Annotated in this window: 10 protein-coding genes; 8 read left to right on the top strand and 2 right to left on the bottom strand. The window is 72.4% G+C overall.

From position 1 onward, the window contains the following. Positions 1-223 precede the first annotated feature (223 nt). Both ABZ851_RS11275 and glgB read left to right on the top strand, forming a co-directional pair. Positions 224-1,729 (top strand): maltokinase, encoded by a 1,506-nt coding sequence (locus tag ABZ851_RS11275; RefSeq protein WP_361124856.1) that lies wholly within the window; start codon positions 224-226, stop codon positions 1,727-1,729. 122 nt (positions 1,730-1,851) lie between these two features. Then, positions 1,852-4,320, top strand: coding sequence for a 1,4-alpha-glucan branching enzyme (gene glgB, locus ABZ851_RS11270; protein ID WP_361124854.1), 2,469 nt, complete (start codon positions 1,852-1,854; stop codon positions 4,318-4,320). A 113-nt stretch (positions 4,321-4,433) separates the two neighbouring features. On the opposite strand, the gene ABZ851_RS11265 is transcribed toward glgB, so the two are convergent. Then, complete coding sequence (locus ABZ851_RS11265; RefSeq protein WP_361124852.1) at positions 4,434-5,840, bottom strand: cation:dicarboxylase symporter family transporter; 1,407 nt, start codon at positions 5,838-5,840, stop codon at positions 4,434-4,436. A 166-nt stretch (positions 5,841-6,006) separates the two neighbouring features. On the opposite strand from ABZ851_RS11265, the gene ABZ851_RS11260 reads away from it, so the two are divergent. The 5 genes from ABZ851_RS11260 to ABZ851_RS11240 all read left to right on the top strand — a co-directional run bounded on the left by ABZ851_RS11260 (position 6,007) and on the right by ABZ851_RS11240 (position 12,862). Next, positions 6,007-7,668 (top strand): sensor histidine kinase, encoded by a 1,662-nt coding sequence (locus tag ABZ851_RS11260; protein ID WP_361124850.1) that lies wholly within the window; start codon positions 6,007-6,009, stop codon positions 7,666-7,668. Between the two features lie 46 nt (positions 7,669-7,714). Next, on the top strand, positions 7,715-8,395 hold the full coding sequence (locus tag ABZ851_RS11255) for a response regulator (RefSeq protein ID WP_361124848.1): 681 nt from the start codon (positions 7,715-7,717) through the stop codon (positions 8,393-8,395). 82 nt (positions 8,396-8,477) lie between these two features. Then, a complete protein-coding gene (locus tag ABZ851_RS11250) occupies positions 8,478-9,188 on the top strand; it encodes a helix-turn-helix transcriptional regulator (protein WP_361124846.1) in 711 nt (236 codons plus the stop codon). 245 nt (positions 9,189-9,433) lie between these two features. Then, entirely contained in the window at positions 9,434-10,234 is an 801-nt protein-coding gene (locus ABZ851_RS11245) for an ABC transporter ATP-binding protein (RefSeq protein ID WP_361124844.1), read from the top strand. 81 nt (positions 10,235-10,315) lie between these two features. Beyond that, positions 10,316-12,862 (top strand): ABC transporter permease, encoded by a 2,547-nt coding sequence (locus tag ABZ851_RS11240; protein ID WP_361124842.1) that lies wholly within the window; start codon positions 10,316-10,318, stop codon positions 12,860-12,862. A 91-nt stretch (positions 12,863-12,953) separates the two neighbouring features. Here the strand turns inward: ABZ851_RS11240 and ABZ851_RS11235 are convergent, their stop codons facing one another. After that, the gene (locus tag ABZ851_RS11235; protein WP_361124840.1) at positions 12,954-13,979 is read right to left on the bottom strand and encodes an ATP-dependent 6-phosphofructokinase; all 1,026 of its coding nucleotides are present in this window, start codon (positions 13,977-13,979) and stop codon (positions 12,954-12,956) included. Positions 13,980-14,209: 230 nt separating this feature from the next. On the opposite strand from ABZ851_RS11235, the gene pta reads away from it, so the two are divergent. Next, positions 14,210-16,306, top strand: coding sequence for a phosphate acetyltransferase (gene pta, locus ABZ851_RS11230; RefSeq protein ID WP_361124838.1), 2,097 nt, complete (start codon positions 14,210-14,212; stop codon positions 16,304-16,306). Positions 16,307-16,317 lie beyond the last annotated feature (11 nt).

Here is a 16,317-nt window from a genome sequence, read left to right as displayed (position 1 = left end):
CCCCGGCCCGGGAGGGAATCCGCCGCGCAGCGGAGCAGGGCACGCCAAAATCGCCGCTGCCGCAGGGACGAGCTCGCCCGGTGCCCGCCTCCGGACCCCCGTCCGGGTGCCTCACCGGCAGCCTCCGTCTGGGGGTACCCCCACCGCGCCACCGCACAGTCAAGGCCGTATTCCGGGACACTTTGCCCTATATGTCGTGTGCCCGGGGAAAGGACGCGACGCCATGTCGGACACCGCCTCGACCCGTGCCACCCGCAACACCCCTGATCACCGCCCGCTCGCCGCCGCCCCCGATCTGCTCTCCTCACTGGCCCCGCTGCTCGCCGAATGGGTACCGCGCCAGCGCTGGTTCGCCGGTAAGGGGCGGCTGATCACCGGCTTCACGCTGCTCTCGGCGACCGAACTGCTGCCGTGCACCGACGCCGGCGCACCCGGCCTGCTGCTCCTGCTCGTCCGCGCCCAGCAGAGCGCGCCGCCGAGCCGTACGCCCATCGGCGGCGACTGCTACCAACTCCTGCTCGGGGTGCATCCGGCCCTGCCGCCGCAGCTGGCGCCCGCGGTGATCGGCCGTCCCGGCGGCGGCCCGCTGCACGGTCGCACCGTCTACGACGCGCTGCTCGACAACCGGCTGTGCGGGCTGCTGCTGGAGCGGCTGCGGGTGCCGGGCCGGCTCGGGGCGCTGTGCTTCTGCCGGGAGCCCGGCGCCGAGATCCCCTCCGGGCTGCCGGGCCGGCCGATCGCCGTCGAACAGTCCAACTCCTCGATCGTCTACGGGGATTCCTTCATCCTGAAGGTCTTCCGGCGGATCGAACCGGGGGTCAATCCCGATCTGGAGCTGCCGCGGGCGCTGGCGGACGCCAAGTGCGCGCGGGTGCCCGCGCCCGCCGCCTGGTACGAGTCGGCGGCCGCCGAGGAGGGCGGCGAGGCGACGACGCTGGGCGTGCTGCAGCCGTTCCTGCCGGGCTCGGCGGACGGCTGGCAGCTGGCGCTGAACGCACTCGCCGTCCGCGCCGACTTCACCGGCTCGGCGCGGGCGCTCGGCCATGCCACCGCCGAGGTGCACACCGCGCTCGCCCAGACGCTGCCGACCACCGAGCTGCGCCGCCCGCAGCTGGAGGTGATCGCCGCCCAGATGCACGAGCGGCTGGACGCCACCGCCCGCGCCGTGCCCGTACTGCAGCCCTACCGCGCCCGGCTGCGCACCGCCTTCGACGCGCTCGCCGCGACCGGCCACGACGGCCGCAGCTGGGCCGCCCAGCGCATCCACGGCGATCTGCACCTGGGCCAGACGCTGCGCTCCGCCGACGAGGGCCGCTGGTCGCTGATCGACTTCGAGGGCGAACCGGCCCGCCCGCTGGCCGAGCGGCGCCGTCTCCAGCCGGCGGTGCGGGACATCGCGGGCATGCTGCGGTCCTTCGACTATGCCGCGCGCAGCGGCCCGGCCGGCGGGGACCCCTGGGCACTGGAGTGGGCCCGGCGCACCCGCGACGCCTACTGCCGGGGCTACGCGGAAGCCGGCGGGCTCGATCCGCGCTCCGCGCCCGAACTGATGCGCGCTTACGAGACCGACAAGGCCGTTTACGAGGTGCTGTACGAGGCCCGGCACCGGCCCGACTGGCTCTCCGTCCCGATGGCCGCCATCCGGCGGCTGGCCTCCGGCGGGGAGCCGGCCCTGGGGGCGGACAGCCGGCCGGGCGGGGCCGCCGGGTCCGACCACGGCCGGGGGTGAGGGGCCGCCGACGAACCGCCGATCCGCCGCGCGTACGCCCGTACGCCGTACGCCCCCGAGATCCGACCGACGCACCGCCACACCGCCCCGCACCGCCCCGCACCGCCCCGAGGAGGCCTCTCGTGACCGCCCGCCCGCCGTCCCGTCCCACCACCCCCGACACCACGCCCGCTCCGGGCGCGGCCGACGACAGCGCGGCGGGGCGGTCCGGCCGCGCGGCGACGCCCCGGCCGCCGGCCGTCGCCCCTCCGGTGGCCGCGCGGGGCACCTTCGCCGGCCCCGCGGCCGGTGCCCCGCCCGCCCGGCCGTCCGCTCCCCGGGAGACGGCACCGACCGGCCGGGCGGCCGCGCCCGGGGGCCCGTCCGCTGCGGCGCCGTCGGCAGCCGGCAGTCATGGGGTCCGGCCCGCCGCGCCGCTGTCCGACGAGGACCGCGGCCGGCTCCTGGACGGTGCCCATCACGACCCGCACGGGCTGCTCGGCGCCCATCCCGCCCGCGGCGGACTGCTCATCCGGGTCCTCAAGCCCTGCGCCCGGCGCGTCACGGTCCTGGCGAAGGGGCTGCGCGCCGACCTCCCCGCCGAGGGCGACGGGCTGTTCGCCGGGGTGCTGCCGCTGCGCACCATCCCCGACTACGAGCTGCTGGTCGACTACGGCGACAACGCCCTGACGGTGCAGGACCCCTACCGCTTCCTGCCCGCGCTCGGCGAGCTGGACCTGCATCTGCTCGGCGAGGGCCGGCACGAGCAGCTGTGGCAGGCGCTCGGCGCCCGGATCACGGAGCACCAGGGGGTCACCGGTACCCGCTTCACCGTCTGGGCGCCCAATGCCCGGGGGGTGCGGGTCGTCGGCGACTTCAACTACTGGGACGGCACCGGCCACCCGATGCGCTCGCTGGGCTCCTCGGGCGTCTGGGAGCTCTTCCTGCCGGGCATCGGCGAGGGCGAGCTCTACAAGTTCGAGATCACCCGGCCGGACGGCTCGCGGACCGTGCGCGCCGACCCGATGGCCCGGCGGACCGAATGCCCGCCCGCCAACGCCTCGGTCGTGGAGGCCTCGCACTACCGCTGGACGGACGCCGGCTGGATGGCCCGGCGCGGCGAACGGCCCGTGCACGAGGCGCCGTTCTCCGTCTACGAGGTGCATCTGGCCTCCTGGCGCCCCGGCCTCACCTACCGGCAGCTCGCGGTGCAGCTCCCGGCCTATGTGAAGGACCTGGGCTTCACGCACGTCGAGTTCATGCCGGTCTGCGAGCACCCCTTCGGCGGCTCGTGGGGCTATCAGGTGACCGGGTTCTACGCGCCCACCGCCAGGATGGGCACCCCGGACGACTTCCGGTTCCTGATCGACGCACTGCACCGGGCCGGCATCGGCGTGCTGATGGACTGGGTGCCGGCGCACTTCCCGCGCGACGACTGGGCGCTGGCGGAGTTCGACGGCCGTCCGCTCTACGAGCCCCAGGACCCGGCACGGGCCGCGCACCCGGACTGGGGCACCCTGGAGTTCGACTACGGCCGCACCGAGGTCCGCAACTTCCTGGTCGCCAACGCCGTGTACTGGTGCGAGGAGTTCCATATCGACGGCCTGCGGGTGGACGCCGTCGCCTCGATGCTCTACCTGGACTACTCGCGCGAGGACGGCGCCTGGACCCCGAACGTCCACGGCGGCCGGGAAAACCTCGATGCGGTCGCCTTCCTCCAGGAGATGAACGCGACCGTCTACCGCCGCTGCCCCGGCGTCGTCACCATCGCCGAGGAGTCCACGGCCTGGGACGGCGTCACCCGCGCCACCCACCACGTCGGCCCCGGCGGCTTCGGCGGTCTGGGCTTCGGGCTGAAGTGGAACATGGGCTGGATGCACGACTCCCTCGGCTATGTCTCCAAGGAGCCGGTGCACCGCAAGTACCACCACGGCGAGATGACCTTCTCGATGATCTACGCCTACTCCGAGAACTACGTCCTGCCGATCTCCCACGACGAGGTGGTGCACGGCAAGCGCGCCCTGGTGTCGAAGATGCCCGGTGACTGGTGGCAGCAGCGGGCCGACCACCGTGCCTACCTCGGGTTCATGTGGGCCCATCCCGGCAAGCAACTCCTCTTCATGGGGCAGGAGTTCGCCCAGGGGGCGGAGTGGGCGGAGAGCCACGGACCGGACTGGTGGCTGCTCGACCCGTCGTACGAGGCGGAGCCCGACCACCGGGGCGTACGCGATCTCGTCCGCGACCTGAACCGCCGCTACGCCGCCACCCCCGCGCTGTGGGAGCGCGACACGGACCCGGCCGGCTTCTCCTGGATCGACGGCGACGCGCGCGAGGACAATGTCTTCTCCTTCCTGCGCTTCGCCGCCGACGGCTCGCCGCTGATCTCGGTCAGCAACTTCTCGCCCGTCGTCCGCCACGGCTACCGGCTCGGCGTCCCCGACCACGTCCCCGCCTGGCGGGAAGTGCTCAACACCGACGCTGCGCGCTACGGCGGCAGCGGCATCACCAACCCCGCCCCCCTCACGACCGGACCGACCCCCTGGAACGGCCGCACCGCCTCCGTCTCCGCCGTCCTGCCCCCACTGGCCACCCTCTGGCTGCGACCGGCCTGACCGCCGCACGGCCACCGGCCCCAGAGGGGCGGGCGCCCGCCGCCCCCGCAGCGCGGCGAAGGGGCGGGCGCCGCCTCCGGCACCCGCCCCTCCGGCTGTCCCGCGGCCCGGGATCAGACCGTGGCGGACGTCTTCGTTGCCTCGCCGTCCCGCGGCCCGACGACCCCGGGGGCGGCCGGCTCCGCGGAGTCGTCGTCGGTCATCGTCTTCTCGTCGAACGGCGCCCGGCCGGCCAGCACCTCCGCCACCCGGGCGTTGTCGATCTCCTTGGTCCAGGTGCCGATCAGGATGGTGGCCACCGCGTTGCCGGCGAAGTTGGTCAGGGCGCGCGCCTCGCTCATGAAGCGGTCGATGCCGACGATCAGGCCCACGCCGTCGACCAGTTCGGGGCGGTGCGACTGCAGGCCGCCGGCCAGGGTCGCAAGTCCCGCGCCGGTGACGCCCGCCGCGCCCTTCGACGCGATGACCATGAACACCAGCAGCGAGATCTGCTGCCCGAGCGGCAGCGGCTTGCCCATCGCCTCGGCCACGAACAGCGAGGACATCGTCAGGTAGATGGCGGTGCCGTCGAGGTTGAAGCTGTAGCCGGTGGGGACGGTGATGCCGACCACCGGCTTGCTGACGCCCAGGTGCTCCATCTTCGCGATCAGCCGGGGCAGCGCCGACTCCGAGGAGGAGGTGGACAGGATCAGCAGGAACTCCCGGCCGAGGTACTTCAGCAGCTGGAAGACGTTGACCTTGGCGATCAGCCGGAGCAGCGTGCCGAGCACCACGATCACGAACAGCACACAGGTGGTGTAGAAGCCGATCATGATGACGGCCAGGGACTTCAGCGCGTCCACACCGGTCTCGCCGACCACCGCCGCGATGGCACCGAAGGCACCCACCGGCGCCGCCCACATGATCATGGACAGCACCCGGAAGACCAGCTTCTGGAGGTGCCCCACCCCGCGCAGCACCGGCTCACCCGCCGCACCCAGCGCCTGCAGGCCGAAGCCGACCAGCAGCGCCACCAGCAGCGTCTGGAGGACCTGCTCCTGGGTGAAGGCGGAGACCAGGGTGGTGGGGATCATGCCGAGCAGGAAGTCGGACAGCGACTCCGCGCCGCCCCCGGCCTGGGCGTGGCCCGCGTGCCGGACGGACTCGGTCAGATGGAGGCCGGACCCGGGGTCCAGCAGGTTGCCGACGACCAGGCCGATGGCCAGCGCCACGGTGGACATCACCATGAAGTAGCCGAGGGCCAGTCCGCCGACCGCGCCGACCTTGGCGGCCTTCCGCACCGAGCCGACGCCCAGCACGATGGTGCAGAAGACGACCGGCGCGATCATCATCTTGATCAGGTTCACGAACCCGGTGCCGAGCGGCTTGAGCTGGACGGCGACACCGGGGGCGGCGAAGCCCACGATGATGCCGAGCAGTACCGCCCCGATCACGGCGATGTAGAGGAAGTGGGTCCGGTCCCGCTTCGCCGGCGCGGTCTCCTCGGTGGTGCCCCCGGACAACGGGGTCTGTGCAGCCACGGCTGTCTCCTCGGTCTACGGCTGTGCGCTGATCTGCGGCTCTGTCACACAACAAGTTCCGGCGACTATGCACGCCGCTGTGGCGCCCGTCACCCTTACGTACATTTCGTTCACGTAAAAGTGACCGCACGGACTGTTGTGAAAGTGACCGTGCAGACTGTTCTGTATGCGACTCCCCCGCCCCCGCCCGTCCCGGCACCTGCGCGGCCCGCGCAGCCTCGCCGGGCAGCTCTTCGCCATGCAGGTGGTGCTGGTGGCGGTGGTCGTCGTGGGCTGTGTGCTCTTCGCGTACCTCAGCGCGGGACGGCAGGCGGAGGAGACCGCACGGCGGCAGGCGACGGCCGCCGCCACCGCCGTCGCCGACTCCCCCGCGGTGGTGGCCGCCGCGCGCACCAAGGACCCGACGGCCGCGCTCCAGCCGTACAGCGAGCGGCTGCGGCACGACTCCGGAGTCGACTTCGTGGTGGTGATGGCCCCGGACGGGACCCGCTGGACGCACCCCGAGCCGTCCGCGATCGGCAAGAAGTACCTGGGGCACATCGGCCCGGCGCTGCACGGCAGGGTCTTCCCCGAGACGCATATGGGGGTGCTCGGACCCTCCGTACGGGTCGTCGCACCGGTCCGTGATCCACAGCGCGGCGGCCGGATCACGGCCCTGGTCAGCTCCGGGATCACCATCGAGACGATCAGTGAGCAGCTGCGCAACCAGGTCCTGGCGCTGGTGGGGGTGGCCGCGGGGGCGCTGGCGCTCGGCGGTCTGGGGACGTATGTGATCAATGCCCGGCTGCGCCGGCACACCCACGGGATGAACGCGGCGGAGCTCGGCCGGATGCACGAGTACCACCAGGCCGCGCTGCACGCCGTGCGCGAGGGGCTGCTGATGCTCGACGGGCAGCGCCGGGTCGCCCTGATCAATGACGGCGGGCGGGAGCTGCTGGGGCTGTCGGACGACGCGGTGGGCCGCCACGTCACGGAGCTGGGGCTGCCGGAGCCGCTGACCGAGGCGCTGCTGGCACCCGGCCCCCGCGTCGACGAGCTGCAGCTGACCCCCGAGCGGGTGCTGGTGGTCAACTCAGCACCGGTCTCCGGCGGGGAGCGGCGCGGCAGCGTGGTCACCCTGCGCGATCACACCGAACTCCAGGCGCTGTCCGGGGAGTTGGACTCGGTGCGCGGCTTCACCGAGGCGCTGCGCTCACAGGCCCACGAGGCCGCCAACCGGCTGCACGCGGTGGTCTCGCTGATCGAGCTGGGGCGCGCCGAGGAGGCCGTGGAGTTCGCGACCGCGGAGCTGGAGCTGGCGCAGGCGCTGACCGATCAGGTCGTCGGCGCGGTCGCCGAACCGGTGCTCGCCGCGCTGCTGCTCGGCAAGGCCACGCAGGCCAACGAGCGGGGCGTCGAACTGACCCTGACCGCCGACAGCCGGATCGACGACGGGCTGCTGCCGCCCGGCCTGCCGGCCCGCGACCTGGTGACGGTGCTGGGCAACCTCCTCGACAACGCCCTGGACGCCGCCGCCCCCACCCCGGAGCACACCGCCGCCGGGCCGCCGCGGGTGCGCGTCACCGCGCGGGCGGACGGCGGCGAGCTGTTGTTGCGGGTGGCCGACAGCGGCCCCGGGGTGTCCGCGGACGCCGCCGAGGAGATCTTCCGGCGGGGCTGGAGCACCAAGCAGGGCACGGCCGCGCCCGCCCGGGGCCGCGGTCTGGGCCTGGCCCTGGTCCAGCAGGCGGTCCGCCGCAACGGCGGCACCGTCACCCTGGACCGGGCATCCGAAGGCGGCGCGCGGTTCACCGTACGGCTGCCGCTGCGGACGGGCGCGCCGGCATGAACGGGGCGAGGAACGCGGCCCGCCCCGGCGCGAGAGGAGGCGCCCGGTGACCCCCTCCGCCATCCGGGTCCTCGTCGTCGAGGACGATCCGGTCGCCGCCGACGCACACGCCCTGTACGTGGCACGGGTGCCCGGCTTCACGGTCTCCGGCACCGTGCACTCCGGCGCCGACGCCCGCCGCCATCTCGACGCGCACCCCGTCGATCTGCTGCTGCTCGACCTCTATCTGCCGGACGGCCACGGGCTGCAGCTGGTGCGGACGCTGCGCGCGGCCGGCCACACCGCCGACATCATCGCGGTCACCTCCGCCCGGGATCTGGCGATGGTGCGCGAGGGCGTCTCGCTCGGCGTGGTGCAGTACGTGCTGAAGCCGTTCACCTTCGCCACCCTGCGCGACCGGCTCACCCGCTATGCGGAGTTCCGCGCCACCACCGGCGAGGCCAGCGGGCAGGACGAGGTGGACCGGGCGATCGCGGCGCTGCGCGCACCGCGTCCGGCCGCACTGCCCAAGGGGCTGACCGCGGCCACCCTGCGGGCGGTGACCGATGTGCTGCGGGCCGCCGGAAGCGGGCTGACGGCGACCGAGGCCGCCGCCGATGTGGGCATCTCCCGGATCACCGCCCGCCGTTACCTCGAACATCTGGTGGAGAGCGGCCGGGCCGCCCGCGCCCCCCAGTACGGCCACGTCGGCCGCCCCGAGTTGCGCTACCGGTGGTCGGGCCACTGACCGACCGTGACCGGTGGTTTCCTACGAGCCTCGTCCTTGGGCATCCGCACGATAGGTGCGCGGCCGGGCCGTCACCTACCGTGTGCCGGTGCATACGCAAGACGGGGAGCCCCGCAGACCCCCTTTCGACGCCGAGGCCGCCCGCCGGCTCCGCGAGGCGCTGGGGATGACGCCCGCCCATGTCGCCTACGGAATCCGCGCCGCCTTCGGCATACCGGTTCCGCCGGCGGCGGTGGCCTCCTGGGAACGGGGCGAGAGCGCCCCCACGGAGGCCGAACTGACCGCGCTGGCCGGTGCCCTGTGGTGCGCGCCGGGCGAGCTGCTCGGCGCACCGGGCACCCTGCGCGAGTACCGTCTGGCGCACGGCCTCGCCCCGGCGGACCTCGCACTGCGGATCGGCATGGACCGGGCCGCGTACGAGCGCCTGGAGGCCGACGGGACGTGGCGCGGCAGCGACCGGCAGGCCGCGGCGCTCGCCGAGGCGCTGGCCCTGCCACTGCCCGCCCTGGTCCGCTTCACCGGCCGGGACGGCCAGTTGACCGAGCTGCTGACCAGCGCCACCACCACCCGCTGGCAGGCCTACGTCCGGCCGGTCGGCCAGGTCGTACCGCTGTCCCGGCAGCAGCTCCGGGCCGTCCTGCAGGATTTGCACGGCGTGTATCAGGCGACCATGGCCGCTACGCTCCACTGGGGCGGCTCGGACAGCGCCGGGGAATCCGGCCGGGCGGGACGCGCGTTCCTCGACGGCATCCTGGCGGAATTCTGGGCCCGGGCCGGCGAGCCGCGACCCTGAGGTCTTCCCTCCTCGCCGGGCGCCCGGTACCGACGGAACGCCCCGATGACACCGAGAGGTCAGGGTTACCCCGAGACGCCCCGTCGGCCCCAGGTCGGACGGGTGTCCGTCCAGAGAATGACGCCGGGCCCGCGGATGGGACTTCCGGCCGGTGCGGCTTTCGGTCCTTGCGGCCGAGGTGCGGGCCGACCTGCGCATTCGAGAATGGGGACATCGAAACGTCCGTCCCTCTCCAGGAGTTCCCCGTGTCCCACCCGGCCGCCCTTCCGGGTTTTCCCGGTTCCCCCGCCCCCACTCGCGCCGACGGTGCCGTCGCCGCCCGTGCCACGGATCTGAGCAAGGTCTACGGCCAGGGGGAGACCCGTGTGGTCGCGCTGGACTCCGTCTCGGTCGAATTCGGCAAGGCCAAATTCACCGCGATCATGGGTCCGTCCGGCTCCGGCAAGTCGACGCTGATGCACTGCATGGCCGGACTGGACGCGATCTCGTCCGGCTCGGCCCGGATCGGCGACGTGGAGCTGTCCTCGCTGGGCGACAAGCAGCTGACGCGGCTGCGCCGGGACAAGATCGGCTTCATTTTCCAGGCGTTCAACCTGCTGCCGACGCTGAGCGCGCTGGAGAACATCACCCTGCCGATGGACATCGCGGGCCGCAAGCCCGACAAGGAATGGCTCAACGCCGTGATCGAGACCGTCGGCCTGTCCGGCCGGCTCGCGCACCGGCCGGCCCAGCTCTCCGGCGGCCAGCAGCAGCGCGTCGCGGTCGCCCGTGCGCTGGCCGCCCAGCCGGAGATCATCTTCGCGGACGAGCCGACCGGCAACCTCGACTCCCGCTCGGGCGCCGAAGTGCTGGGCTTCCTGCGGGAGTCGGTGCAGGCGATGCAGCAGACGGTCGTGATGGTCACCCATGACCCGGTCGCCGCGGGCTATGCGGACCGGGTGATCTTCCTCGCGGACGGCCGGATCGTCGAGGAGCTGTACGAGCCGACCCCGGACGCCGTCCTGGACCGGATGCGGCTGTTCGACTCCAAGGGCCGTACGAGCTGACGCCCGGCACACCGCACCCCCGCGCTCCCCGGCGCGCCGCCCCTCACCCCGAGCCACCGGACCAGGACTGACACCACCACCATGCTGCGAACCGCCCTGCGCAACGTGCTTGCGCACAAAGCCCGATTGATGATGACCGCACTCGCGGTCCTGCTCGGCGTCGCCTTCGTCGCCGGCACCCTGATCTTCAGCGACACCGTCGGCTCGGCCGTCAAGAAGGCGTCCGAGAAGAACCTCGACGGGGTGGCCGTCTCCGTCCAGGCCGAGGCCGGCGACAGCTCCCCGGACATCGGCAAGGACCGCAAGCGGACGACCCTTGTCGACGACAAGCTGGCGGACAAAATCCACGCACTGCCCGGCGTGCAGTCCGTACGCCGCAACGTCAACGGCACGGCCACCGTCGCCGGCCCGGACAATGTGCCGCTCGGCCACGAGTGGCAGAACCTCGCCACCAACTTCCAGCCGGACAAGGACGGTCACGACCCCCGCTACCCGCTGCTGCAGGGCCGCGGACCGGCCGCCGACGACGAGATCGCGCTGGACGAGGCGACCGCGAAGGCGTCCGGCCACAAGATCGGTGACGCCGTGCGGCTCGCCACCGACGGCCCGGTGCTGACGAAGCGGCTGGTCGGCATCGTCTCCACCGACGACCCGCAGGTCACCGCGGGCGGCAGCCTGACGCTCTTCGACACCGCCACCGCGCAGAAGCTGTTCCTGCACCCCGGCCAGTTCGACGAGCTGGTGATCGGTGCCGCGCCCGGCGCCGATCAGGAGGCACTGACCGGCAAGGTCAGCGAGGTGCTGCCCAAGGACCGTGCCACGGCGACCAGCGGCACCGATCTCGCCGCGGAGCAGTCCCGTATGGTCGCCAGCCAGAACAAGGCCCTGTCCCAGACGCTGCTGACCTTCGCCGGGATCGCGCTGTTCGTCGGCGTCTTCATCATCGCCAACACCTTCACCATGCTGATCTCCCAGCGCAGCCGGGAGATCGCCCTGATGCGCGCGATCGGTGCCTCCCGCCGTCAGGTCGTGCGCTCGGTCCTCGCGGAGGCGGCCCTGCTGGGTCTGATCTCGTCGGCCGTCGGCTTCGCGCTGGGCATCGGCCTCGCCGTGGGCCTGCGGGCGGTGCTCGAAGCGAATGGCGCGGGTTTCCCGGACGGACCGGTCGTCATCAGCCCGGCCGCGGTGCTCTCCGCGCTGGGTGTGGGCGTCGTGGTGACCGTACTGGCCGCCTGGCTGCCGTCCCGCAAGGCGGCGAAGATCGCCCCGGTGGAGGCACTCAACACCGTCGAGGCACCGCCGGCACTGCGCAGCCTGGTGCTCCGCAACTCCCTCGGCGCGGTCATCACCGGCCTCGGCATCGCGACCATGTGCTACGTCTCCACGCTGAAGAAGGCCGACGATCTGCCGATCGCGATGGTGGGCGGCATGCTGACGCTGACCGGCGTCATCATCCTCGCGCCGTTGCTGTCCCGGCCGCTGGTCTCGCTGGCGGGCGTCGTCACCACCCGGCTCTTCGGCATCAGCGGCAAGCTGTCCACGGAGAACACGCTGCGCAACCCCCGCCGTACGGCGGCGACCGCCTCGGCGCTGATGATCGGCCTCACCCTGATCACCGGTATGACGGTCGTCGGGAACTCGGCCGGGCAGGCCATGGACAAGATGACGGCCCAGGGGCTGAAGGCCGACTACAAGGTCGGGGCCTCCTCCGGTCTGGACCCCGAGCTGTCGCAGAAGGTGGCGGACGTCCCGGGCGTCGAGGCGGCTGCTCCGCTGCGCAATACGGGCTTCTCGACCCCTGATTCCTCCATGGGCCTGATGGGCACCGACCTCCGCACGATCGGCAAGGTCATCCAACTGGACTTCATCAGCGGTTCGTTGAAGGGCGCCGGAGGCAACGACATCGCGGTCTCCCAGAAGATGGCCAAGATGAAGGGCTGGCAGACCGGCGACACCCTGGACGCCACCTTCTACGACAAGAAGAAGGCGAAGCTCAAGATCGTCGGAATCTACGCGGACAACCAGGTGCTCGGCGACTCGGTGGGCGCCACCTCGCTGGCGGCACCGCACCAGATCGTGCCGATGGTCGAGTCCCTGCTGGTGAAGGCCCAGGACGGCCCGTCGGAGGGACTGGCGAAGCAGATCCGGCACGCCCTCGGCGACAGCCCGCTGCTGAAGGTCCAGAACCACGACGACCTGCGCAAGGAGAACGCCGCAAGCATCGAGATGGTGCTCAACATCTCCTACGGGCTGCTGGGCATGGCCGTCCTCATCGCGGTGGTGGGCGTCGTCAACACCCTCGCCATGTCGGTCTTCGAGCGGACCCGCGAGATCGGGATGCTGCGGGCGATCGGCCTGGCCCGCAGCGGCATCAAGCAGATGGTCCGGCTGGAGTCGGTGGTCATCGCGCTGTTCGGCGCGGGCCTGGGCATCGCGGTGGGTGTCTTCTGCTCCTGGGCCGTCGGCACCCTGGTCAGCGAGGGCCTGCCCACCTACGAGCTGATGCTGCCCTGGGGCCGGCTCGCGCTGTTCGTACTGATCGCGGCGGCCGTGGGGGTGCTGGCCGCGCTCTGGCCGGCCCGCCGGGCGGCCCGGCTGAACATGCTCCAGGCCATCGGCGCCGAGTGACCACCTGACCGCCACCCCCCACACAGGCGGCGCGCCTGCCCTCAGCCGAGGACAGGCGCGCCGCCGTTGGTGTGTGCGGGACGCAGCGGGCTCAGAAGACCGACTCGGCCTCGTCCATCCGCCACTCGGGCACCGTCTTGAGTTCGGTGACCGCCTCGTGCAGCGGCACCATCGTGATGTCGGTGCCGCGCAGCGCGGTCATCCGGCCGAAGTCGCCGCGGTGCGCGGCCTCGACGGCGTGCCAGCCGAAGCGGGTGGCGAGCACCCGGTCGTACGCGGTGGGGGTGCCGCCGCGCTGGACGTGGCCGAGGATGACCGGGCGGGCCTCCTTGCCGAGGCGCTTCTCCAGTTCGACGGCGAGGTGGTTGCCGATGCCGGTGAACCGCTCGTGGCCGAACTGGTCGATCGCGCCCTTCTTGTAGTCCATGGTCTCCTCGGCCGGGTGGGCCCCCTCGGCGACACAGACCACCGCGAACTTCTTGCCCCGGGCGAAGCGCTCCTCGACCATCTTGACCAGGTCGTTCACATCGAAGGGGCGCTCCGGCAGGCAGATGCCGTGGGCGCCGCCGGCCATCCCGGACTCCAGCGCGATCCAGCCGGCGTGCCGGCCCATCACCTCGACGACCATGACGCGCTGGTGCGACTCCGCGGTGGTCTTGAGGCGGTCGATCGCCTCCGTCGCGACGCCGACGGCGGTGTCGAAGCCGAAGGTGCGGTCGGTGGAGGAGATGTCGTTGTCGATGGTCTTGGGGACGCCGACGACCGGCATCCCGGCGTCCGCCAGCATCCGGGCGGCGGTGAGGGTGCCCTCGCCGCCGATCGGGACCAGGACGTCGATGCCGTAGTCCTTGGAGAGGTCCTTGGACTTCTCGCAGGCCTCCCGGAGCCGGTTGCGCTCCAGCCGGGACGAGCCGAGGATGGTGCCACCGCGGGCCAGGATGCCGCTGACCGCCTCGAGGTCGAGCTTGCGGTAGCGGCCTTCGAGCAGCCCCTTGAAGCCGTCCTCGAAGCCGATGACCTCGTCGCCGTGCCCGGTGAGGGCACGGTGGACAACAGACCGGATCACAGCGTTCAGACCAGGACAGTCGCCGCCTGCGGTGAGGACTCCGATACGCATCGTGCTGGGTCTCCTGTGCTCGCTGTCGGTTCGTGTGAGCCGGTCCGATTGTTTCACGGGACGGCCCGCCCTCCTCCTCCACGGACCTCACCCCCACTGTCCTCGCACGGACTCCGCAAGGGAAACTGGGAGAGCGACCTATCTACACACATAGGTATTGTCAAGAGGGGCACGCCCACAATAACGACTAATTTTGACCTTGTGGCCATCGATTGGATCGGAGAGCGCACGTGACGCGGAGCGTGTACGTGACCGGTATCGACCGCGGCGACGGCCGCCAGGTCGTCGAGCTGGGGGTCATGGAGCTGCTGACCCGCCATGTCGACCGGGTGGGGGTCTTCCGCCCGCTGACCCACGGCGACGGGCCCGACCGATTGTTCGACCTGCTGCGGTCCCGCTACCGGCTCACCCAGTCCCCCGACACCGTCTACGGCCTCAGCTACGAGGAGGCCTCCGCCCTCCAGGCCGAACGCGGCACCGACGAACTGGTCTCCCGGCTCGTCGACCGCTTTCACGCCGTGGCCAGGGACTACGAGTACGTCCTGGTCCTCGGCTCGGACTTCGCCGCCACCAACCTCCCGGCCGAGCTGAACCTCAACGCCCGGCTCGCCAACGAATTCGGCGCCGCCGTGCTGGCCGTCGTGGGCGGCCAGGGCCAGGAGGCGGAGTCCGTACGCGCCGAGGCCCGCAACGCTTACGGCGCCTACCACTCGCTGGGCTGCGACGTCGTGGCCGTGGTCGTCAACCGGGTGGCCCCCGAGCACCGCGAGGCGGTCGTCGACCGGCTCGCCGCCCGGCTCCCCGTGCCCTGCTACGCGCTCCCCGAGGACGGCTCGCTCTCCGCGCCGACCGTCGGCCAGATCGTGCACACCCTGGGCGCCGAGGTGCTGCTCGGCGACGACTCGGGCCTCGCCAGGGACGCCAGGGACTTCGTCTTCGGCGGCGCCATGCTGCCGACCTTCCTCAAGGCGCTGACCCCCGGCGCGCTCGTGGTGACCCCCGGAGACCGGGCGGACCTGGTCATCGGCTCGCTCGCCGCGCACAGCGCCGGTGCCCCGCCGATCGCCGGTGTGCTGCTCACCCTGGACGAGCGGCCCGGCCCCGACATCATGGCGCTGGCGGGCCGCCTCGCCCCCGGCACCCCGGTCATCTCCGTGCCCGGCGGGTCCTTCCCGACCGCCGGCGAGCTGTTCGCGATCGAGGGCAAGCTGAACGCCGCCTCGCCGCGCAAGGCGGAGACCGCGCTCGGCCTGTTCGAGCGGCATGTGGACACCGTGGAGCTGACGAACCGCATCTCCGTCGCCCGCTCCGGCCGCGTCACGCCGATGATGTTCGAGCACGAGCTGATCGAGCGCTCCCGCTCCGGCCGCCGCCGGGTGGTCCTCCCGGAGGGGAGCGAGGAGCGGGTGCTGCGGGCCGCCGATGTGCTGCTGCGCCGGGATGTCTGCGATCTGACCCTGCTGGGCGAGGAGGAGGCGATCCTCAAGCGCGCCGCCGATCTCGCCATCGACCTGTCGGGCGCCCAGATCATCGATCCGCAGACCTCCGGGCTGCGCGAGCGGTTCGCCGAGCGTTATGCCGCGCTGCGCGCCCACAAGGGCGTCAGCATCGAGCTGGCCTTCGACGTGGTCGCGGACGTCTCGTACTTCGGCACCCTGATGGTCCAGGAGGGCCTGGCCGACGGGATGGTCTCCGGCGCGGTGCACTCCACCGCGGCCACCATCCGTCCGGCATTCGAGATCATCAAGACGAAGCCGGGCGCCCAGATCGTGTCCTCGGTGTTCTTCATGTGCCTGGCCGACCGGGTCCTGGTCTACGGCGACTGCGCCGTCAACCCGGACCCGGACGCCGAACAGCTGGCGGACATCGCCATCCAGTCGGCCGCCACCGCCGCCCAGTTCGGCGTCGAGCCGCGGATCGCGATGCTCTCGTACTCCACCGGCACCTCCGGCTCCGGCGCGGACGTCGACAAGGTCCGCAAGGCCACCGAGATCGTCCGCGAGCTGCGCCCCGACCTGCTGGTCGAGGGCCCGATCCAGTACGACGCGGCGGTGGACGCGGCGGTCGCCCGGACCAAGCTCCCCGACTCCGACGTGGCCGGCAAGGCCACCGTGCTGATCTTCCCGGACCTCAACACCGGCAACAACACCTACAAGGCCGTGCAGCGCTCGGCCGGTGCGGTCGCCGTCGGCCCGGTCCTGCAGGGGCTGCGCAAGCCGGTCAACGACCTCTCGCGCGGCGCCCTGGTCCAGGACATCGTGAACACCGTGGCCATCACCGCCATCCAGGCCCAGGGCGCCCGTCCCGGCGCCGGCGCCACCGCCTGACCCGGCCGCTC

The organism is Streptomyces sp. NPDC047049, assembly GCF_040643995.1.
In the GTDB taxonomy this organism is placed as follows: Bacteria; Actinomycetota; Actinomycetes; order Streptomycetales; family Streptomycetaceae; genus Streptomyces; species Streptomyces mooreae.
Note: the sequence above shows the minus strand (reverse complement) of the source record. Positions and strands in the feature narration are given on the sequence as shown.